The 20,925-nt window shown below is 66.6% G+C and carries 15 protein-coding genes; 7 read left to right on the top strand and 8 right to left on the bottom strand.

Annotated features, from left to right (window positions below; all coding sequences use genetic code 11):
* Positions 1-14 precede the first annotated feature (14 nt).
* Positions 15-1,235 (bottom strand): heat-inducible transcriptional repressor HrcA, encoded by a 1,221-nt coding sequence (hrcA, locus tag BSTEL_RS01155; protein ID WP_084686020.1) that lies wholly within the window; start codon positions 1,233-1,235, stop codon positions 15-17.
* Positions 1,236-1,634: 399 nt separating this feature from the next.
* Between hrcA and tkt the strand changes: the two genes are divergently transcribed.
* The 6 genes from tkt (at position 1,635) to BSTEL_RS01125 (ending at position 10,146) form a co-directional block, all read left to right on the top strand.
* Complete coding sequence (gene tkt / locus BSTEL_RS01150) at positions 1,635-3,743, top strand: transketolase (RefSeq protein WP_034526114.1); 2,109 nt, start codon at positions 1,635-1,637, stop codon at positions 3,741-3,743.
* A gap of 118 nt (positions 3,744-3,861) precedes the next feature.
* Positions 3,862-4,965 carry a transaldolase gene (tal, locus tag BSTEL_RS01145; RefSeq protein ID WP_034526112.1) on the top strand — a complete coding sequence of 368 codons (1,104 nt, stop codon included), beginning with the start codon at positions 3,862-3,864 and terminating at the stop codon, positions 4,963-4,965.
* A gap of 205 nt (positions 4,966-5,170) precedes the next feature.
* Entirely contained in the window at positions 5,171-6,523 is a 1,353-nt protein-coding gene (gene brnQ, locus BSTEL_RS01140; protein WP_034526231.1) for a branched-chain amino acid transport system II carrier protein, read from the top strand.
* A 69-nt stretch (positions 6,524-6,592) separates the two neighbouring features.
* A complete protein-coding gene (locus BSTEL_RS01135) occupies positions 6,593-8,200 on the top strand; it encodes an aminopeptidase P family protein (RefSeq protein ID WP_034526110.1) in 1,608 nt (535 codons plus the stop codon).
* Positions 8,197-8,718, top strand: coding sequence for an NUDIX hydrolase (locus tag BSTEL_RS01130; RefSeq protein WP_034526108.1), 522 nt, complete (start codon positions 8,197-8,199; stop codon positions 8,716-8,718). Before BSTEL_RS01135 ends, BSTEL_RS01130 begins: the two co-directional genes overlap by 4 nt.
* Positions 8,719-8,994: 276 nt before the next feature.
* Positions 8,995-10,146 (top strand): ROK family transcriptional regulator, encoded by a 1,152-nt coding sequence (locus BSTEL_RS01125; protein WP_051922733.1) that lies wholly within the window; start codon positions 8,995-8,997, stop codon positions 10,144-10,146.
* Here BSTEL_RS01125 and BSTEL_RS01120 read toward each other — a convergent pair.
* The 7 genes from BSTEL_RS01120 to BSTEL_RS01090 form a co-directional block, all read right to left on the bottom strand.
* Positions 10,138-11,091 (bottom strand): ROK family protein, encoded by a 954-nt coding sequence (locus BSTEL_RS01120; RefSeq protein WP_034526106.1) that lies wholly within the window; start codon positions 11,089-11,091, stop codon positions 10,138-10,140. The genes BSTEL_RS01125 and BSTEL_RS01120 overlap by 9 nt on opposite strands.
* 30 nt (positions 11,092-11,121) lie before the next feature.
* Complete coding sequence (locus BSTEL_RS01115; protein WP_034526105.1) at positions 11,122-12,621, bottom strand: galactose-1-phosphate uridylyltransferase; 1,500 nt, start codon at positions 12,619-12,621, stop codon at positions 11,122-11,124.
* Entirely contained in the window at positions 12,618-13,697 is a 1,080-nt protein-coding gene (locus BSTEL_RS01110) for a phosphotransferase enzyme family protein (protein ID WP_034526104.1), read from the bottom strand. The genes BSTEL_RS01115 and BSTEL_RS01110 overlap by 4 nt, the downstream gene beginning before the upstream one ends.
* Positions 13,698-13,710: 13 nt before the next feature.
* Positions 13,711-15,963 (bottom strand): 1,3-beta-galactosyl-N-acetylhexosamine phosphorylase, encoded by a 2,253-nt coding sequence (gene gnpA / locus BSTEL_RS01105; protein ID WP_034526102.1) that lies wholly within the window; start codon positions 15,961-15,963, stop codon positions 13,711-13,713.
* Between the two features lie 54 nt (positions 15,964-16,017).
* Positions 16,018-16,968, bottom strand: coding sequence for a carbohydrate ABC transporter permease (locus BSTEL_RS01100; protein ID WP_034526099.1), 951 nt, complete (start codon positions 16,966-16,968; stop codon positions 16,018-16,020).
* The gene (locus BSTEL_RS01095) at positions 16,965-17,936 is read right to left on the bottom strand and encodes a carbohydrate ABC transporter permease (protein WP_034526098.1); all 972 of its coding nucleotides are present in this window, start codon (positions 17,934-17,936) and stop codon (positions 16,965-16,967) included. The genes BSTEL_RS01100 and BSTEL_RS01095 overlap by 4 nt, the downstream gene beginning before the upstream one ends.
* 159 nt (positions 17,937-18,095) lie before the next feature.
* Positions 18,096-19,403 (bottom strand): ABC transporter substrate-binding protein, encoded by a 1,308-nt coding sequence (locus tag BSTEL_RS01090; RefSeq protein WP_034526094.1) that lies wholly within the window; start codon positions 19,401-19,403, stop codon positions 18,096-18,098.
* Between the two features lie 278 nt (positions 19,404-19,681).
* Between BSTEL_RS01090 and BSTEL_RS01085 the strand changes: the two genes are divergently transcribed.
* Positions 19,682-20,902, top strand: a complete 1,221-nt coding sequence (locus BSTEL_RS01085; protein ID WP_034526089.1) for an ROK family transcriptional regulator — start codon at positions 19,682-19,684, stop codon at positions 20,900-20,902.
* The last annotated feature ends 23 nt before the right edge of the window (positions 20,903-20,925 follow it).

Raw genomic sequence — 20,925 nt, 5'->3', positions numbered from 1 at the left:
GCCATAAGGAGGGGTCAGCGGGGCGGTCGGCCCGAGGCCGTCGGGCTTCCGTCCGCCGCGCGTCCGGGAGGATCGCGGCGGGATGTGTCGCCGTCGGCGAGGAAGGCGGTCAGGTAGCGTGCGACCGCGCGCACGGCGGAGATGGTGTTCGCATAGTCCATGTGGGTGGGGCCGATGGAGCCGATGAAGGCGACCGGTTCGCCACCGGGTCCGTGGACGGCGGCGGTCGCATCGTCCGCGTCGTTCCCGGGGCTGGCGGATGCGCCGTCGGTCTGCTCCGTTTTCCGTGACCGGTCTTCGTGTGCCGTCTCGTCGCCCGTCTCGGTCCTGCCGTAGCCGCTGGTGACGACGGCCGCATGGAGCAGTCCGGGCGTGTGCGTCTCGGATCCGATGGCCACGCCGACGCCGTCGCCGCGCGCGGTCTCCTCGCTCAACGCGCTCATCAGCTTCATCAGCACGACCTGCTCCTCCAACGCGTCGAACAGCGGCGCGAGGTCGGCCATGGTGCGCTGGTGGGCGAGGCTGGATGCCCCGGACATGTACAGTTCGCTGCCGCGTTCGTCGTCGTGCATCGCCGAGAACGCGGCGGCGAGCTGCCCGGCGAGCGCGTCCGTCTCGCGGAACCGCGGGTCGGCTCCCAGCGCGCGGATCCGTTGCGCCGACTGCGCGAGGGACAGGCCGGCACATTCGGCGTTGACGGTGTCGGTGAACAGCCCGAGCAGTTCGGACGACGGCATGTCGGGAGCGACGATCGTGTGCTGCGCGACACGCCCGGTGTCGGTGATGACGACGGCGAGCAACGTAGCGGCGGCGACGGGAACCAGCTCGACGTGGCGCAATGTGGAACGCGCGAGCGACGGCGAGGCGACGACGGCGACCTGCCCGGTGATGCGGGCGAGGAGACGCGCGGCGCGCTGCAGCGTGTCCTGCAGGCTCGCCGATCCGGACAGGAAGCCGTCGATGCCGCGGCGCTGCGCCTTGGACAACGGCACGACGGTGGCGAGACGGTCCACGAAGTACCGGTAGCCTTTCTCGGTGGGCACGCGTCCGGCCGACGTGTGCGGCTGGATGAGATAGCCTTCCTCCTCCAATGCGGCCATGTCGTTACGGACGGTGGCCGAGCTGACGCCGAGGTCGTGCTGCTTGGTGAGCGCGGCCGAACCGACCGGCTCCTGTGAGCGGATGTAGTCCTCGACGACGGCGCGCAGGACCACCATGCGTCTTGTCTGCGGCATGCGCACCTCCTTGCGTTACGTACCCGGCGGGCACTGTTCATCCATGATTCATGTCGTGTTCCGCGGCGCTTCACGCGACGGCCGCGGATGCATCGCGACACGCGCATGCCGGACCGGGGCGACGGTTCCTCCGTCGTTCCGTGAGCCCGGAATGGGGCTCTCCGCATGCGTTTGCGCCGTATCCATTGTATTAGCACTCGCCCATTTCGACTGCTAACGCGTTCGTCGCCAGCGTAGCGACACATATTGTGAACGCTAACAGAACAGAAGTTACCAAAACACGCCAAAATCAAAACGCTACGTCGCGAAATGAAGGTAGCATGGGTAACGCAATGTGAGGGCGACAGCGCCCGGCACAAGCCGGATACGCGGCCCGACCAAGCGGAAGGAAAGACATCCATGACCGAATTCAAGGAGACCGAGCTGGACGAGCGCGCCATCAAGATGGCCAAGGTCCTGTCGGCCGACGCGGTTGAGAACGCCGGTTCCGGCCACCCCGGTTCCCCCGTCTCCCTGGCGCCCATCGCCTACACCCTGTACCAGCACTTCATCAAGCACGATCCGAACGATCCCAACTGGGAAGGCCGCGACCGCTTCATTCTTTCCGGCGGCCACGCCTCCCTCACCCAGTACGTCCAGCTCTACTTCTCCGGCTACGGCCTGACCCTGGACGACCTCAAGCACTTCCGCGGCGGCGCGGACACCCGTACCCCGGGCCACCCGGAGTACGGCCTGACCCCGGGCATCGAGATGACCACCGGCCCGCTGGGCCAGGGCTTCGCCTCCGCCATCGGCTTCGCGTACGGCGAGCGTTTCCAGCGCGGCCTGCTCGACCCGGAGACCCCGAAGGAAGACTCCCCGTTCTACCACAAGATCTGGGCCATCTGCGGTGAAGGCGACATCGAGGAGGGCATCTCCGGCGAGGCCGCCGCCCTGGCCGCCAACCAGAAGCTCGGCAACGTCACCGTGATCTTCGACGCCAACCGCATCCAGATCGAAGGCGACACCAACCTGGTGCTGGCCGAGGACGTGCTCAAGCGCTTCCAGGCGTACGGCTGGTACACCGACGAGTTCAGCTTCATCCAGCCCGACGGCTCCTACAAGGAGGACGTCGAGGGCCTGGCCGACGTGATCGCCAAGGCCGAGGCCGCCGCCCCGGACCAGCCGAAGCTCATCAAGGTCGACACCCTCATCGCGTGGCCGACCCCGGGCAAGACCAACGATCCGTCCTCCCACGGCTCCAAGCTGGGCGCCGAGGCCGTCGCCGGCCTCAAGAAGATCCTCGGCTACGACCCGGAGGAGAACTTCCACGTCGACGAGGAGGCCCTCGCCCACGCCCGCAAGGTCGCCGAGCGCGGCCTCGAGGCCCACAAGGAATGGGACGAGAAGTTCGACGCCTGGCGCAAGGCCAACCCGGACAAGGCCGCCCTGTACGACCGTCTGAAGGCCGGCGAGCTGCCGGAAGGCTTCGACAAGGCCATCGACGACCTCGAGGCCACCTTCGAAGTCGGCAAGAACGTCGCCACCCGTGGCGCCTCCGGCTCCGTCCTCAACGCCATCGCGGCCGTCATGCCGGAACTGTGGGGCGGCTCCGCCGACCTCGGCGGCTCCAACAAGACCGACCTCAAGGGCGCCGCCACCTTCGCTCCGGCCGAGTGCGCCACCAAGCAGTGGCCGGTCTGCAGCGAGTTCGGCCGTCAGCTGCACTTCGGCGTGCGCGAGTTCACCATGGGCTGCATCACCAACGGCATCCTGCTGGGCTCCCACACCCGTCCGTTCGGCGGCACGTTCTTCATGTTCTCCGACTACGAGCGCTCCGCCGTCCGTCTGGCCGCGCTGATGGAGATCCCGAACCTGTACGTGTGGACGCACGACTCCGTCGCCGTCGGCGAGGATGGCCCGACCCACCAGCCGGTCGAGCACCTGGCCTCCTTCCGCGCCATCCCGCAGCTCGAGGTCGTCCGCCCGGCCGACGCCTTCGAGACCGCCGAGGCCTACCGCTACTTCTTCGAGAAGAAGAACACGCTGCCGGCCGCCATGGTGCTGTCCCGCCAGGGCATCCCGGTGCTCGCCGAGACCGCGGCCAAGGCCAAGGACGGCGTGCGCAAGGGCGCCTACGTCCTGGTCGACACCGAGGGCACCCCGGACGTCATCATCATGGCCACCGGCTCCGAGGTTCAGTGGGCCGTCGCCGCCGCCAAGACCCTGGCCGGCGAGGGCGTCAAGGCCCGCGTCGTGTCCGTGCCGTCCGTCGAATGGTTCGAGGAGCAGGACGCCGAGTACAAGGAGGCCGTGCTTCCGGCCGCCGTCAAGGCCCGTGTCTCCGTCGAGGCCGGCGTTGCCATGCCGTGGTACAAGTACCTCGGCTCCTACGGCAAGCCCGTCTCCATCGAGCAGTTCGGTCTGCAGGGCGATGGCGCGCAGAACATGATCGACCTCGGCATCACCGCCGAGCACGTGGTGGAGGCCGCCAAGGCATCCATCGCGGAGGTCGAAGCCGCCAAGTGATCCGTCGGGCGGCGTCACCGCGTCGTGCGTGTATGACGCGGTGACGCCGCCCCTGCCCCAATCACATATCAGATGTGTTCCATGCGAAAGCGGCATGGAACGGTTAGGAAGGAAAACAATGACTGAAGCAACGCAGCGTACGTCCGACTCCGGCGTCTCCATCTGGCTGGACGACCTGTCCCGCTCCCGCATCGAGTCCGGCTCCCTGCAGGACCTCATCGCCAACAAGAACGTCGTCGGCGTGACCACCAACCCGTCCATCTTCCAGAAGGCCCTGAGCCAGGTCGGCCCGTACGACGAGCAGCTCAAGGAACTCGGCAAGGTCGACGTCGAGACCGCCATCCGCGAGCTCACCACGACCGACGTGCGCAACGCCACCGACATCTTCCGCGAGATCGCCGAGAAGACCGACTTCGTCGATGGCCGCGTGTCCATCGAGGTCGACCCGCGTCTGGCCCACGACACCGAGAACACCGAGAAGCAGGCCGTCGAGCTGTGGGAGAAGGTCAACCGTCCGAACGCGATGATCAAGATCCCGGCGACTCTGGAAGGCCTGCCGGCCATCACCGCCACCCTGGCCAAGGGCATCTCCGTCAACGTTACCCTGATCTTCTCGCTCGAGCGCTACGAGCAGGTCATCGACGCCTTCATCGAAGGCATCGCCCAGGCTGATGCCAACGGCCACGACCTCAAGCACATCGGCTCCGTCGCCTCCTTCTTCGTCTCCCGTGTGGACACCGCGGTCGACAAGCAGCTCGAGGCCCTCGGCACCGACGAGGCCAAGGCTCTCGAAGGCAAGGCCGCCATCGCCAACGCCCGCATCGCGTACGAGCTGTTCGAGAACAAGTTCGCGAACGACCCGCGCTGGGCCGCGCTGGAAGCCAAGGGCGCCAAGAAGCAGCGTCCGCTGTGGGCCTCCACCGGCACCAAGAACCCGGCCTACTCCGATTGCGTCTACGTCGACGAGCTCGTTGCTCCGTTCGTCGTGAACACCATGCCGGAGAAGACCCTGAACGCCCTCGCCGACCACGGCAACGGCGCCCCGACCATCAAGGGCACCTACGAGGAGTCCCACGCCGTCATGGCCAAGCTGGCCGACCTCGGCATCGACTTCAAGGCCGTCACCGACAAGCTCGAGGCCGACGGCGTCGCCGCCTTCATCAAGTCCTGGGATTCGGTCATCGCCGACGTGCAGTCCGGCATCGACCGTGTCAACGGCTGAGACAGGCGCACGCATGCGGATGCCATGCGTCCACATAACGGCTGAATAGCTGGAATCACAAGGCTCCCGACCGCAAGGCCGGGAGCCTTTGCGGTTATGGTGGCACTCGGAAACACACGGCGAGGAGGAGGTTCCATGGATGGACCGTCCCCGCCGCACGAACACGGCGCCGGAAACGGACGACCGGAACAAGGAGGCCTATCGCATGCATCTGACCGCAAGGCAACGTCTGGTGATGACGTTCACGTTCTTCTCGATGTTCTTCGGAGCGGGCAATCTCATCTTCCCGCCGTTCGTCGGGGCTCAGGCCGGTTTCGCCATCATGCCGGCCGGCGTCGGATTCATCGTCTCCGCGGTCGGCCTACCGATCCTCGGCGTCATCGCCGTCACCTTCGCCGGCGGATTCGACGCGCTCGCCTCGCGCGTCTCCCCCGGTTTCTCGTTGTTCCTGGGTCTCGCGATCATCCTCACCATCGGCCCGTGCTTCGCGATTCCCCGCACCGCGACCACCTCGTTCGAGATGATGGTGGCGCCGTTCACGGCCGATGGAGCCATCCCCGTCGCACGGCTCGTCTACTCCGCCGTGTTCTTCGCGCTGGCGTTCCTCTTCGCCCAGCACCCCGAACGCCTGTCCAAGGTGCTGGGACGCTTCATGGGCCCGCTGCTGCTCGCACTCATCGCCGTCCTGTTCGTCGCGTGCCTCGTCCACGGCGGCGAGGCGCCGCGCCCGAGCGGCGACTACGCGACGAACCAAATGGCGCGCGGATTCCTCGACGGCTACCAGACGATGGATCTGCTCGCCGCCCTGTACTTCGGCATCGTGATCTCGGCGAACATCCGCGCCCAAAGCGTCGACGACGAGAACGAGGTGCGCCGCGAGACCGCGTTCGCCGGACTCGGCACCGGCGTGCTGCTCGTGATCATCTACGGCGCGCTGAGCTATGTGGGCGTCGTGTCGGGCGGCATCACGGCGATCGATTCCACGAAGGACACGGGCGCGACGGTGCTCACCAACCTCACCTCCTCGGTGTTCGGCGCGGCCGGCACCGCGTTCCTCGGCGTCGTGTTCGTCATCGCCTGCCTCAACGTGTGCACCGGTCTGATCTGCACGTGCGCCACCTACTTCCACACGCGGTTCCGCACGGTCGCGGGGCATGGCGTGAGCTACCGCGCCTGGCAGGTGGTCTTCACCGTGTTCAGCTTCGTCGTCTCGAACGCGGGTCTGAGCGCGATCATCAAGGTCTCCGTGCCGGTGCTGTCCGCCCTCTACCCGCTCGCCATCGTGCTCGTGCTGCTCGCGCTCACCCATCGGATCGTCGGCGCGCGTTTCCCACGCGTCTACCAATGGACGATCCTGCTGGTCGCCATCCCCTCCGTCGCCACCTGCGTCGCCTCGCTCGCCGTCGTCTTCGGCAGCTCCCTGCCGTGGCTCGACGCCGCGCTCGCGCTGCTCCCATTGCAGGAGCAGCAGCTCGGCTGGCTCGTCCCCGCCGCCGTGGGCATGATCGCGGGCGTCGTGGATTCGCTGGTCCGACGGAAGACCGTCGACCGCCCGTGACAGACGCCGCCGACGACGACTACTATGAGGGTGAGTCAACGAGTCCCCGATGATGAACAGGAGCGTTTCATGGGTGAAGTGGTCACCGACAAGGACAGGGAATACGAGGCTGAGGAACGTGCGAGCGCGCCGGGTGCCGACCAGGCGATGGCCGACCGTGTGAACAACCGTTCGCTGCGCCCGCGTTCCGAGGCGTTCAAGGAGTTCATGCGCTCCGGTTGGGCGGACGACGAGCCCGACATCGAACCGCTGGAATCCTCGAAGTTCACGCCCACGCGCCTGAAGGCCCTGGGGGCGGCGTTCCCCGGCGAACGTCTGGTGATTCCGGCGGGGCAGCCCAAGGTGCGCAACAACGACTGCGACTACATGTTCCGTCCGGACACGGCGTTCGCCTACTACACGGGTCTCGGCGTGGACTACGAGGCGGGCGCGGTGCTCGTGCTCAACCCCGTCGACCCGGATTCGCCGGAGGCGAAGGCCGGCGAGACGCATGTGCCGGAGCTGTTCGTCGCCCCGCGTGCGGACAATTCCACCACCGACTTCTTCATGAACGCGCATTACGGCGAATACTGGGTGGGCCCGCGCGCCGGTCTCAAGGAGATGACGGCGATGACCGGCATCGAGACCCATGACATCGCCCAGCTGGCCGACGCCCTGTCCAAGGACGTCGGCGGCGAGGCGGGCGCGGTGCGCGTGCGCGTCATGCGCGAGACCGATCCGCGGATCACCGCCCTCGTCGAATCCGTGCGCGAGGCGAACGGCGCGTCCGACCCGGATCATAACGCCGCGGCGGACGACAAGCTGCACGAGTTCACGTCCGAGGCGCGCATGGTCAAGGACGCGTACGAGATCGGCGAGATGCGCAAGGCGGTGGCGGCCACGAAGGCCGGCTTCGACCGTCTGCTCTCCTCGCTGCCGAACGCGCTCGACAAGCCGCGTTCGGAACGCATCCTCGAAGGTGCGTTCAACGCGGTGTCCCGCGAATTGGGCAACACGGTCGGCTACGATTCGATCGTCGCCTCCGGCCCGCACGCCCCGATCCTGCATTGGATGCGCAACACCGGCGTGGTGAGGAGCGGCGACATGCTGCTCGTCGATGCCGGCGTCGAGGTCGATTCGCTATACACGGCGGACATCACCCGCACCTTCCCGACGAACGGCAGGTTCACCGATCTGCAGAAGCGCCTCTACCAGGCGGTGCTGGATTCCCAGCAGGCCGGTTTCGAGGCGGCGAAGCCGGAAGCCACGTATTCGGACATCCATCACGCCTGCATGCGCGTGATCGCCGAGCGTCTGCACGAGTGGGGCCTGCTGCCGGTGGACGTCGAGGAATCCCTCTCCCCCGAGGGCCAGCAGCATCGCCGTTGGCTCGCCTGCGGCGTGGCCCATCATCTGGGCCTCGACGTGCACGACTGCGCGCAGGCGCGCTTCGAGTCCTATCAGGGAGCGCCGATCCGCCCGGGCATGATCTTCACGATCGAGCCGGGCCTGTACTTCCGTGAGGACGATCTGCTCATCCCGCCGGAATACCGCGGCATCGGCATCCGCATCGAAGACGACGTGCTCATGACCGAGGACGGCCCCGAATGGATCTCCGCCGGCATCCCGAAGCGGATCGACGAGGTCGAGGAATGGATGCGCGAACGCGCCGCGGCCGCCGGGAAGGACATCGCATGACCACCCCGCAGTTCATCCTCGACCTGAGGAAGAAGATCGGCCATGATCCGCTGTGGCTGATCGGCGTGACCGGCTGCGTGCTGGACGGCGAGGGACGCGTGCTGCTCGGCCGCCGTTCGGACACCGGCGAATGGGCGATGGTGTACGGCATCAACGAGCCGGGCGAGCAGCCGGCCGACACGGTGGTGCGCGAGATCAAGGAGGAGACGGGTGTGGACGCGGTCGTCACCGATCTGGTGGCGGTCACCTCGGATACGCGCGTCATCACCTACGCGAACGGCGACAACGCGCAGTACATGGACCATTCGTTCCTATGCGCGCTGAAGCCGGAAGGCAACGCCGAACCGTTCGTCGGCGACGACGAAAGCCTGTCCGTCGGATGGTTCGACCTCGACGAACTGCCCGAGCCGCTGGCGAACAGCACGGTGGAACGGCTGAAGCTGTTCCGCACGTATCTGGAGAACAAGGCGAAGGGCGACGCGCACGCCCTGTTCCTGTTCGACGGCGAACGCCGCTGAGAACGACGGGAACGTGGAAGTGCCGGACCACCGGCGGCACCGGAAGGGGCCGACACCTCCATGCCGTCGTCTTGTTTCCCTCCACGTCGCACCACCTTAATTATTAAGATGCTTTACATAAAGAAAACAGACGCATCATTCACATTCCACTGTCCACAACCCCCATATGACGGGTATAATTGTTAACATTATTGATTGATAAGCGTCCGGCGGTTAGGGGACGTACGTCCGACCATCAACGGCGATGCACGGGCGCCAAGGCAAGGAGAGACCGACATGGCCCCGCACACCCCAGCGAAATCACTGCCGTTGAAAGTCCCCGGCGGGCAGCTCACCAAGGCGAGCCCGTCCGACGTGCGGCGCATGAACCGTTCGCTCATCTTCAACCTGCTGTTCCCCTCGGACGCGCGTTCGCGGGCCGAACTGAGCCGCATCACCGGATTGTCGCGAGTCGCCGTGTCCGACGTGGTCAACGGCATGATCGACGAGGGCCTCATCCGCGAGAACGGGCATGAGACGAACGCGAACGGCAAGGGAAAGCGCGCCACGCTGCTCACCGTCGACCCGATGCGACTGCACGTCATCGGCATCGATCTGTCGCAGGACCATCTCATCGAAGGCGCGGTCACCGATCTCAAGGGCACGCCGCAGAACCACATGGAAATCGCGTTGGAGCCCGACGCACGCCTGGAGACCGACGCCATCATCCAATTGGTGGACCAGCTGCGGGCGGACGTGGACGACGATTCGATCATCGGCATCGGCATCGCCGCCCCCGGCGTGGTCAGCGGAGGCGTCGTGCGCGAATCCACGGCGTTGGGATGGCGTGACGTCGACCTCGCCTCCATCGTCGAATCCCGGTTCACCGTTCCCGTGACCGTGGTGAACGACACGGTCGGATCCATGTACACCGAACGGTTCTTCGGTGAGGCGGGGCCGAACCTCATGTTCGTCAAGGTCGATCAGGGCATCGCAGCCGCGACGCTCATCGACGACGTGCCCGCGCTCGGCGAGCATGACGCGGGAGGCGAGATCGGGCACATCTCCCTCGATCCGGACCAAGGACCCCAATGCCCCTGCGGCAAACGCGGATGCATGGAGACGCTCATCGGCGCGCATGCATTGCGCGCACGCATGGCCGGGACGGATGCGGACGGACGGACGGCGATCCTCAACGACGCCGGCACGTATTTCGCCTCCGCGATCGCCATGTCCATGGGACTGCTCGACATCGGCGACGTGTGCGTGTACGGTCCCGCCGACATCATCAACAGCACGTTCCTAGACGCGGCGCAGAACCGTCTCGACGCGATGACCGCATCGACCTTCCACCAGCGCACACGCGTAAGGCGATGCCAGCGTGGAGCCGGCATCGCCCTGCGGGGTGCGGCCATCGCCGTGGTGCTGCATCACCTCGAATCAGCGTGACGCATACGGCCGGGCCGCGAGCGCGGCGCCCAACGCGCCGACCGGCCGATCGGCGGGCGCCAGCCTCAGCCGCTCCTCCAGCCGCAGACCGGCGAGGAACGGGCATACGGATGCGCGCGCCGACAGTTCGTCGCCGATGATGCGCAGCAGCGGCTCGCCGATGCGCGCCATGCCGCCTCCGATGACGATCGTGCGCGGATCGACGGACTGCGCGAGGATCTGGATCGCATCGCCCATGGCGTGTTTGACCATGCCGAGTATGCGTCCGGCCTCCGGCTCCCCCTGTGCCGCCTGGATGATGAGGTCGGAGAGCGCATCCTCTCCCCCGGTGGGCCACAGGCGCGTCACCGCCGCCCCGGAGCAGACGGTCTCCAGACAGCCGCGCTGCCCGCACGGGCAGTCGAAGCGGTTGGGGTCGACGGGGATGTGGCCGATCTCGCCGGCCGCGCCGCTGGCCCCATGGTGAAGTTCGCCGTCGATGATGATGCCGGCCGCCAATCCGGTGCCGAAGTTGAGAAACGCCACGGGCCCGTCCGGTTCCGTCCCCTCCGCATCGTCCTCTTCGTCGGACACGATGCGCGCGGCGCCGAGGGCCGCGGCGTTCACGTCGTTCTCCACGTGCACCGGCACGCCCAACCGCGCGCCGGCGAGCGCGCCCAGCTCCAGCGACGTGATGTCGAGGTTGACCACGTTGGAGACGAGGCCGATGGCGGCGTCGACCTGTCCGGGGATGCCGACGCCCACGGCTGCGACGTCCGCGAGCCGTTCCGCGGCCACGGCCCGGACGATGGCCTCCACGTCGGCGACGACGTTGTCGCCTCCCCGTCTGGCCGGCATGCGCGTGGTGACGGCCACGGTGCCGTCCGGTCGCATGAGCGCCGCTTCGATCTTGGTTCCTCCTATATCCACTCCGACGAGACAGGGCCCCGTTGCCGTATCCGTCATGTCATGCTCCTTTCCGTTGTGATCGTGGAATCATTCGAGATGCGCATCGCGCAGGCCGAGGTCCGCGAGGAACGCCGCGGTGAACGTCCTGTCCTTGAACACGGCGGTGTTGGCGAGGATGCGCTCGCACACCGAGCCGAGTTCGTCGCGGATGGCCGCCCGCACCGTCTCCCGATCGCGCCCGCCGTCCAGGGCCGCCGTGAGTTCGTCCCATACGAGCCCGAACTCGTCCATGCCGTCGGGCAGTCCTTTGCCGTGGACGAGCGCGTCCTCGATCGCGGCGAGCTGACCGACGAGTCGTCCGGGGAGGATGAACAGTCCCTGCGCCTCGATCAGGCCGATGGGCTCCTGTTTGATAGCCCAGTGTTCGGGGTGCGCGTGGAACACGCCTTGCGGGTACCGTTCGCTGACCGCGTTGTTGCGGAAGATGAGGTGCATCTCCCATCCGCGGTCGGTGCGGATCACGCTGGGCGACAACGCGGATTGCCGGTTGCCGTCGGCGTCATGGCTGGCGATGCCGTGTTCCGGGTCGTCGTGGTCGATCCACGCGCGGCGGATCAGGTCGCTGGTCGCGACGATCGCCTTGCGGGACGGGGATACGACGCGGACCGCGGTGCCCGGCCAGTCGAGGATCTCGACTTCCACGTCGTCCCGGCCGGGGACCGTGAACGTCCTCCATGCGGCGGCCTTGTGCATGGGCATGAGTTCGCCGCCGCCCTGATAGTGGTCGTGGGCGAGCACGGAGCCGCCGATCCGCGGCAGGGCGGCGTTGCATCCGAGGAAGTAGCCGGGGAACCGTTCGACGAAGTCGATGAGGTCGGAGAACGTGTCCCGGTCGACGTGCATCGGCGTGTGCTCCATGTTCACGCAGATGCCGTGCTGGTTGAAGTAGCCGTATGGGGAGAACTGCCAGAACCAGGGTTCACCGCCGAGCGTGACGGGGATGGTCCGCAACGTGCGGCGGCCGCGCGGCGCGTAGCCTTCGTTCGTGTGGCAGATCGTGCAGGCTGGGTAGCCGCCGGCGACGGCGTTGCCGGCGGCCGCGCGGCGCATGTCCTTGAACTCGGGTTTGGCGAGGTTGATGGTGACGGTCAGCCCGTGCGAGTCGAATCGGGGGTTATGGTCGAGCGCGCCTTTCTTCACGTAGTTGTTGGCGACGCAATAGTCGTACAGCCAGCGCATCGCGTCCATGCCGCCGCCGATGCGCTCCTCCTGCGCGAACCGTGCGGCGACGCCGGAGGGGCGTGCGGAGAGCAGGCCCATCGCACCGTCGGCCATATGCTGCGATTCGTCCGCGTCGCACAGGCCCGCGTCGACGATCGCGGTGCGGAACCGTTCGAGCATCGCATCGGGCAGCAACGGTTCGCCGCAGGTCTCGCCGGTGGCGTGGTAGGTGCCCAACCCGAGCAGTTCGAGCACCTGGTTGCGTTTCCAGTCCACGTCGAGCGGATTGAGTTCGAGGCGGCGCACCGCGTAGTCGAGGAGCGCGTCGATGCTCGCGTACACGCCCGCAAGCGGATCGTCCGTCATGCCTTCCCTCCCATCACATCCGCGACGACCGCGGCCATCGCATCGGCCTGTTCCTCCATTTCGGAGGCGAGTCTGATCTGCGTGCGGGCGCGCACGAGATTGTGCTCCGGGTATCTGGTCGCGAAGTAGATGTCGCCGGCCAGATGGTCGGCGAGGAACCGCATGCCACATTCGACGGTCATCATCCACGCTCCCGTCGGCAGCAGCTCGGCCTCGCGCGCGGTGACCGCGCCGCCGAGCTCGCCGAGGAACCCTTCCGCGTAGGAGCGGAACAGGTCGAGGCTGAAATGCACTTTGTCGAGGTCGCGCTCGTCCTCCAGGGCGGTGGACGCGCCGAACCGGATCGAATCGCCGAAATCGTAGAGCAGGGATCCGGGCATCACCGTGTCCAGGTCGATGATGGCGCGGGCGTGGCCGTCGCGCGCGTCCATGAGGATGTTGTTGAGTTTCGTGTCGTTGTGCGTCACGCGCAGCGGGATCGTCCCGTCGGCCAGTCCGTCCGTGATCGTCGCGTACCTGCCGTCGCGGCCGCGGAAGAACGCGATCTCGTCCGGGCATCCGGCCGCGCGTCCCATGGCGTCCCTGTCGAGCGCGGCGAGGAAGTCGCGGAACCGTTTCGGCGTGTCGTGGAAATGGGCGATGGTCTCGGTCAGCTGCGACGCGTCGAACCCGGACAGCTGGTTCTGGAACGCGCCGAACGCGCCGCCGGCCGCGCGGAACACGGCGGCGTCGGTGACGAGATTGTAGGAGACGGTGTCTTCGATGAACACGTACATGCGCCATGCGCCGGTGGCGTCCTCCAGATACGTGGAGCCGTCGCGCGTGGGGATGATGTCGAGCGTCTCCTGCCCCTGCGCGCGCAGGAACGCGGTGACGAGTTCGATGTTGCGCATGAGATGGAACGTGTCCGGGAACACGGTCGTGTTCATCCGCTGGAGGATGGCCCGTCCGTCCGTGGTCTCGACGAGGTAGGTGGCGTTGATGTGCCCGTCGCCGTACGGGGCGACGCGCGTCACGTCGCCGTCGAGGCGGAACCGTTCGGCGACCGCGTGCAGGTCGATGTCGTTGCCGGTCATGGCGGGTCTCCTTTCAGCAGGCGCGCCAGGCGATGGCGCTCGGCGCGAGGTCGAAATGCTCGGCGGCGCCGTCGGGCAGGGTCACGTCGGTGGATTGCGGACGGTCGGTGTTGTTGACCACGCAGTACCAGTGGCGTTCCGGGAACCGCGCGACCTCGCATTCGGGGTTGGTGGAGCTGTACGCCGCGTACCGGTCCTCGTTGCGGCTCGCCCAGAACAGGATGCGTTCGAGCAGTCGCGCGTTGGCGGCGGAATACGGCAGTCCGGACACGTAGACGCCGCGGCCGGCGCCGTACTCGTTGGCGGCGAGCTGCACCTGCCCGTGGTCGGCGCGCAGCAGCGTCACCCGCTCGTCCACCGGGAACGTGTTGGGGATGGCCTCGCCGAAGTCGATGCCGCCGAGCGGGCTGCGCCCCTGACCGCCGCCGCAGCCGGACAGCGGCGTGCGGTAGCCGTCGCGCTCCCATGCCTCGCGCGCGGCCGGGTCGACGGGCACGTCGGCGGTGATGAAGTGGTCCGGCGTGACCGGCGGGAAGTACTTGTCCACGGACAGGGTCTGGAAGCGCTCCTCGTCCACGCCGAACACGTCGGCCAGCTGGAAGAACCGCCCTTGGAACCATTGGGAGGTGGGCTCGCCCACGCCGACGAGCGCGCCGCCCGCCCGCACCCAGGCGCGCAGCCTCTCGGCGAGCGTCGGGTCCTTCGCCCAGATGTCGCCGCCGGAGTACGCGGTGTCGACCGGGCCGCCGGTGATGATCACGTCGATGTCGTCGTCCACGCCGTCGGCGATGACATCGTCGAAGCTGATGAACCGCACGTCGACGCGCATGCCGGAGAGCGCTTCGAGGATGCCGTAGTAGGAGTAGGTCTGCTTGTTGGGCAGCGCGTGCGCGACCGTGTACGCCATCCAGGAGCGCATGTGCCCCCACGAGTTGAGGATGGCGACGGTGAGTTCGCCTTCGGCGGCCTCTCCCCCGGTGCGCTCGTGGATGTCGCGGAACTCGTCGGCGATGTGCGTGACGGCGTCGACGAACTTCGGGAACTTCGCGGCGAGCGACAGGTAGCCGCCATACCCCATGCGTTCGATCGGCGAGCGCAGGATCGCGCGGCGCGCCTTGCGCCAGTTGTCCCATGCCTCGATGCTCGGGTCGTTGCCCTCGTGGAAGGTGTCGGGGAAGAAGTACGGCAGGAAACGGCCCTCCGTGTACCGCACGCCGGGGATGTCGGCGATCATGCGCGTGGTGGTGCCGTCGCCGATCGAGCCGACGACCGCGTCGAGACCGAGGTCGGCGAAGCCGTCCTTGTACGGTTCGGTGCCGATCCACTGGTCGCCGAGGAACATCATCGCCTCCTTGCCGGCGGCGTGGGACATGTCGACGAGACGCTTCACGTTCTCCCTGGCGAAGCCGGACAGGAAGTCGATCCAGTCGCGCTGCGCCTTGCGGGGCACGCGCCATGCGGAGTCGTAGCATCCCTCGTCCACGAAGTCCTCGGGGCGCAGCCGGTAGCCGTACGTCCGCTCGAAGTCGTCGAGCGCGGCGGGCGAGACGGTGCAGGAGCATCCGAACCAGTCGACGATCTTCTCCCGGTGTCGCTGGTCGAACAGCAGCGTGAACTGGTAGAAGAACGTGGTGAAGCGCACCACGTCGGTCGCGGGGTTGTCCTCCAGCCATTTCGCGAACGTGTCGAACACGAATTCGCGTGTGGCGGGATGGTAGATGTCGAACGGGATCTCATGCTCCTTGTCGCCCCAGTCGTTGGTGAGATGGTTGTACATCTCGACCGGGTCCCAGATGATGTAGGCGAGGAACGAGACCGTGTACTCGTGCATCGGCGTCGCGTTGATGACGGTGACCACGCCGGCGGAGGCGTCCACGCTCCAGTCGGTCGTGGGGACGACGGCGCCGGTGGTGCGGTCGACGACCTCCCAGTAGCGCGCCGGATCGGCGTCGTAGTTGGGGGTGAGCTGCTCGTCGTAGAACGTCTCCATGAGCGCGATGGGCACGGTCCCCGTCTCGGCGAGCACGCGCCGGGTGAGCAGGTACACCTGCGGGGTCTCATCCATGTGGAGGGTAATCCATTCGTTGTGCGCGCGCGTCGGGAAGTAGGCGCTGTACACCTTCTTGCCGAGGGCGAGCACCGCGTCGTCGAGATGCGTGCCGTCGGAGTTGCGGATGGCGTCCGCGCCCCACAGTTCGGCGAGCTCCTTCGTCTTCTCGGCGAAGTTCTCCTCGCTGGGGAGGGTGAATCGTCCGGTGGTGGTCATGGTTGCGTGTTGCTCCTTTGCAATGGGATGGGGGTGCGTGCGGCGGCGCGGAGTTCAGCCCTTGACGGCTCCGGCGGCGAGTCCGGCCTGCCAGTACCGCTGGAGTCCGAGGAAGAGGACGATGACGGGCAGGACGCCGAGCAGCGCGCCCATCATCAGGGCGCCGCGGTCGGTGAACGTGGCAAGCGACACCATGCCGTACAGGCCGAGCGTGACCGGCTTGAGCGTGTCGGAGGAGATCATCATGAGCGGCAGCAGGAAGTTGTTCCACGTGGCGACGAACAGGAACAGGAAGATCGTGACCATGGCGGGCGCGAGGATGCGCAGCACGATGGTGAAGAAGATTCTGGCCTCGCTGGCGCCGTCGATGCGCGCCGCCTCCAGCAGCTCGTTGGGCACGGAGGTCTGCGCGTACACGCGTCCGAGGAAGAAACCGAACGGCGAGACGCAGCACGGGATGATGATCGACAGCATCGTGTTGGTCAGGTGCATGGCGTGGAAGATCGAATACTGCGGGATGGTCAGCAGCGCCGCGGGCATGAGCATGCAGCCCATGATGACGCCGATGGCCGCGTTCCTGCCGCGGAAGGCAAACTTCGCGGTCGCGTAGCCGGCCATCACGGCCACGAGCGTGCCGATGAGCGCGGAGACGCCGGAGTAGACCAGCGAGTTGGCGACCCACCGCCAGAACTGGCCGCGGGTCCATCCGAGCAGCGTCGCGTAGTTCTTGGCGATGGCGTCGGGGAGCTCCGCGATGCCGACGGCGAACCACAGGCCGTTGCCGCCGGTCATCTGGCTGGGCGTCTTGGTGGATGCGATGATCGCCCAGTAGATCGGGAACAGGAAGTAGATAAGGACCAGCACCAGCACGGCGATGGTGACGATGCGCACGGCCGCGGAGGGCTGCATGGAGCGGGGCAGGTCGTTGGCATGCAGGTCGCGGATCCTGTCGGCCTTCCTGCGTGCGCGCGCCGCGGCGCGGGATTCCTTGGTTGCGGTGCTCACTGCTCGTTCACCTTCCTTTCGACGAGTGCGTAGACGGCGGCGAGCACGCCGGCGATCAACGCCATGACGATGGCAATGGCCGAGGCGGGGCCGTCGCCGCCCGGGGTGAGGGTGCCCTGCGAGGTGTTGAGGGCCATCATCATCGGCGTGTACGACTTGGAGATGCCCGGGTCGGAGATGGCCATGACCTGGGGCTCGTTGAACAGCTGGATGGTGCCGACGATGGACAGCAGCATGGCGAGCAGCGCGGCGGCGCGCACGTTCGGCAGTTTGATGTGCCAGGCGATCTGCAGCCCGTTGGCGCCGTCGATGCGGGCCGCCTCGTACAGGTCGTGCGGGATGGCCTGCAGCGCGGCGAGGAAGATCAGCATGTTGTAGCCGGTGAACGTCCATGTGGTGATGTTGGCCATCGAGGCGATGACGATGTTGTCGGCGAAGAAGTCGACCTGGATGCCGATGGCGGCGAGCGCCTTGACGATGGGCGAGATCTGGCCGTTGTAGAGGAACACCCAGATGATCGAGGCGACGACGCCTGGGATCGCGTACGGCAGGAAGTAGCCGAGGCGGAATCCGGTGACGTGCCTGACGATGAACGAGTCGAGCAGCATGGCCAGCACGAGCGCGGAGATGATCATGACCGGCACCTGGATGAGCGTGTAGAGCAGCACCCTGCCGGTTCCGGCCCAGAATGCGGGCGAGGTGACGACGTATCGGAAGTTCTGCAGCCCGACGAACTTGTTGACGAGTTCGCCGCCGCCGTAGGCGCCTCCGCCCACGGTGACCTGGCGGAAGAAGCTCGAGTAGATGGCCCAGATGATGGGCAGGATGAAGACGAGGGCGAAGAGGATGCCGAAGGGGGCCATGAAGGCCCAGCCGGTTCGGTTCTCGCGCTTGGCGGCGTCCGACCGCTTCGGCCTGCCGGCGCGGCCCGCGGACGGCGTCTTCGCCGTGTGCGTTGTTGCAGTCATATGGGAGACCTGTCTTTCGTATGGTTCGGGTTCGCGGCCCCGGTCCCGGGGCGGTCACGTCGAAAGGCCGGAGCGTCGCGGCTCCGGCCTTTCGACGTCATCGTCCTGGACGATCGCGGTATGGGGCCGCCCCGGGCCGCGGTCCGGGGCGGCGCATGGTCACTTGGCCACGGACAGGCCGAGGTTCTTGAGCGTGTCCACGGAGGTGGTCTGCGCGTCGGAGAAGATGTCCTCGACCTTGCCGGAGCCGTCGGTGGCCTTGGCGGCGGTCTCGTTCATCTTCGCGACGACGGCGGAGAAGCCGGGCATGTAGGTGAAGTCGCCCATGTTGTTGTTGGCGTCCTTGAATTCCTTCATGATGTCCTGGCCGCCGAAGAACTCGCCCCACTCGGACGGGGTCTCGGCGTCCTCGGTGGTAGCGGCGGGGACGAGGCCCTGGGAGACGAGGTCGGGCACCTGGGTGTTGAACCAGTCGAGGAACTCCATGGCCTCCTTCGGGTGCTTGGAGCTCTTGAGGACCGCGACCGCGGAGCCGCCGTCGGGGCCGGTCTTGCCGGCGTTGCCGAACCAGTCGCCGAGTTGGGCGACCTGCCAGTCGCCGGAGCCGGTGCCGCCGGAGGAGGTCACGAACAGCGGGGCCTCCCATGCGGCGGCCACGGTGCCGATGAGCGAGCCGTCCTTGATGGACGCGTCGAAGGACGGGTCCCAACGCGGGTTGGTGGTCGCCGCCTTGGCGTCGAGCAGCTGCTGGTAGAAGTCGGCCACGGCCTTGGAGCCGTCGGTCTCAGTGTCGACCACCCAGGCGTCGCCCTTGACCTTGTACCAGCCGCCGGAGGCGCCGGCCAGACCGGAGATCATGTTGCCCGCCTCATCGGGCTGGTAGGACATGATGTACTTGCCGGAGGCCGCGGCCTTCTTGGCGGCGTCGATGAACTCGTCGGCGCTCTGCGGCACGGAGTCGATGCCGAGCTTGGCGAACTCGGCCTTGTTGTAGAAGTAGACGAGCGGGCCGGTGTCCTGCGGCAGGCCGTAGGACTTGCCGTCCACCTGGGTGAGGCTGTACGGGCCGGAGGCGAAGTGGTCCTTGTACTGTTCGGCGTACTGGGTGACGTCCTGCAGCATGCCCTTGGTGAACACCTCGGGCAGCTCGGCGTAGCCCACCTGCGCCAGATCGGGCGCCTCGCCGGACTTGACGTCGGTCTCGAGCTTCTTGATCATGTCGGAGGCCTTGCCGTCGAACTTGGTGGCCTTGACCTGGATGTCCGGATGCTCCTTGTTCCACTTGGCCACGATGTCGTTGACCAGGGTCATGCCCTCGCTGTCGGGCAGACGGTGCATGTAGGTGATGTTCACCACGCCGTCGGACGAGCCGGACGAATCGTTGGCGGACGAGCCGCAGCCGGCGAGTCCCATGGACAGTGCGGCCACGGCGGCCGCGCATGCGACGAGACGCTTGTTGAATGACATGTTCCTAACTCCTCCTTGAGATGGACCGTCACTGCCTTGTGACGATTGGTATGTATCGTAAAACGACGTCCTTTATTTGTCAACTATCTTTACATTAACGGCGCGTCCGGAATGACGCGCGACCGCGTAGCACGTCACCACTTGCGACACGCAAACGTTTTCGCGACACGCCACAACAATTCTTAATTGCGTTCATGTATTAACCGCGTTAATATGTCAACGAAGTTCAGATTCAACGGCGAGCGGACAACCACTCAATCGCGCAAGGAGGTGTCGAGATGAACAGCAGTACCACGCCGAACACCACGGCATCCCAAGCGACGGTGGCGGAATCCAACCGTTCCCGCGTACTCCAGCACCTGTACCACAACGGGGTCAGCTCCCGGGCGCAGATCGCCAAGGCGCTGAACCTCACCCCCTCCGCCATCACCAAGATCACCGCACAGCTCATCGAAGCCGGCGCGATCGAGGAGACCGGCGACATGGAGGGCGCGAAGAACCGCCGTTCCATCGGACTGAACCTCGACACCGAGCGATTCCACATCATCGGCGTCAAATTCGCCCGCTCGCTCGTCCAGGTCGGCGTGTTCGACCTGTGCGGCAACGCGCTCGGCCTGGAGGACCTGCCGCCGGTCACCAACGAGACCATCGGCGAGGCCGTCAGGCTCATGCACGTCCGTCTCGAGTCGCTGCTCGACGCGGACCCGTCCATCATCGCCATCGCCATGGCCGTCCCCGGCCCGTACATGCGCGACGAAGGCCGCACGGCCGTCGTCTCCTCCATGCTCGGATGGCGCGACGTCAACTTCATCGAGGAATTCGGCCACGCCTTCCGCGTCCCCGTGTTCGTCGAGCAGGACGCCCGCGCCGGCGCGCTCGCCCACTACCTGTTCGATCCCGAATCGCACGGGGAGGACGACATCTCCTACTTCCTCGTCGGCGAAGGCGTCGGCCTGGGGGTCATCGAGAACGAGCGCATCATCAACGGCGCGCTCGGCGCCGCCACCGAGATCGGTCATGTCTCCATCGACATCGACGGCAAGCCGTGCGACTGCGGCAACCGCGGATGCCTCGAACGATACTGTTCCACCCCGGCCATCCGCGAGATGCTCATCGAGGAGGGAGGCCCCGTGCCCCACGCCGAGCTGATGAGCAACGCGGAGGCGACCCGCGCCCTGTTCGCCCTCGCCAAGGAAGGCGTCGACAAGGCCGTGGAGATGGTCCGCCGCATCGGCCGGTACATCGGCTACGGATGCGTCAACATCTTCAACACGTTCAACCCGCAGCTCATCATCATCGGCGACATCGTCTCGGAAGCGGGACACCTGCTGCTCGACGAGGTGCGCGCCACGGTCCGGAGCCGGTCAATCCGCGAGATCTACGACTCCACAGAAATCAGACTGTCCACCATGCCCACCGACGCGACCGTCTGCGGCACCGCGGCGGTGGCGGCCACCCAGTTCCTCGACCATCCCTCGATGTTCTTCGACCTGAGCTGACCGCGAAACCCAAGATTTCCATA

Source organism: Bifidobacterium stellenboschense (assembly GCF_000741785.1).
GTDB classification, from domain to species: Bacteria; Actinomycetota; Actinomycetes; order Actinomycetales; family Bifidobacteriaceae; genus Bifidobacterium; species Bifidobacterium stellenboschense.
Note: the sequence above shows the minus strand (reverse complement) of the source record. Positions and strands in the feature narration are given on the sequence as shown.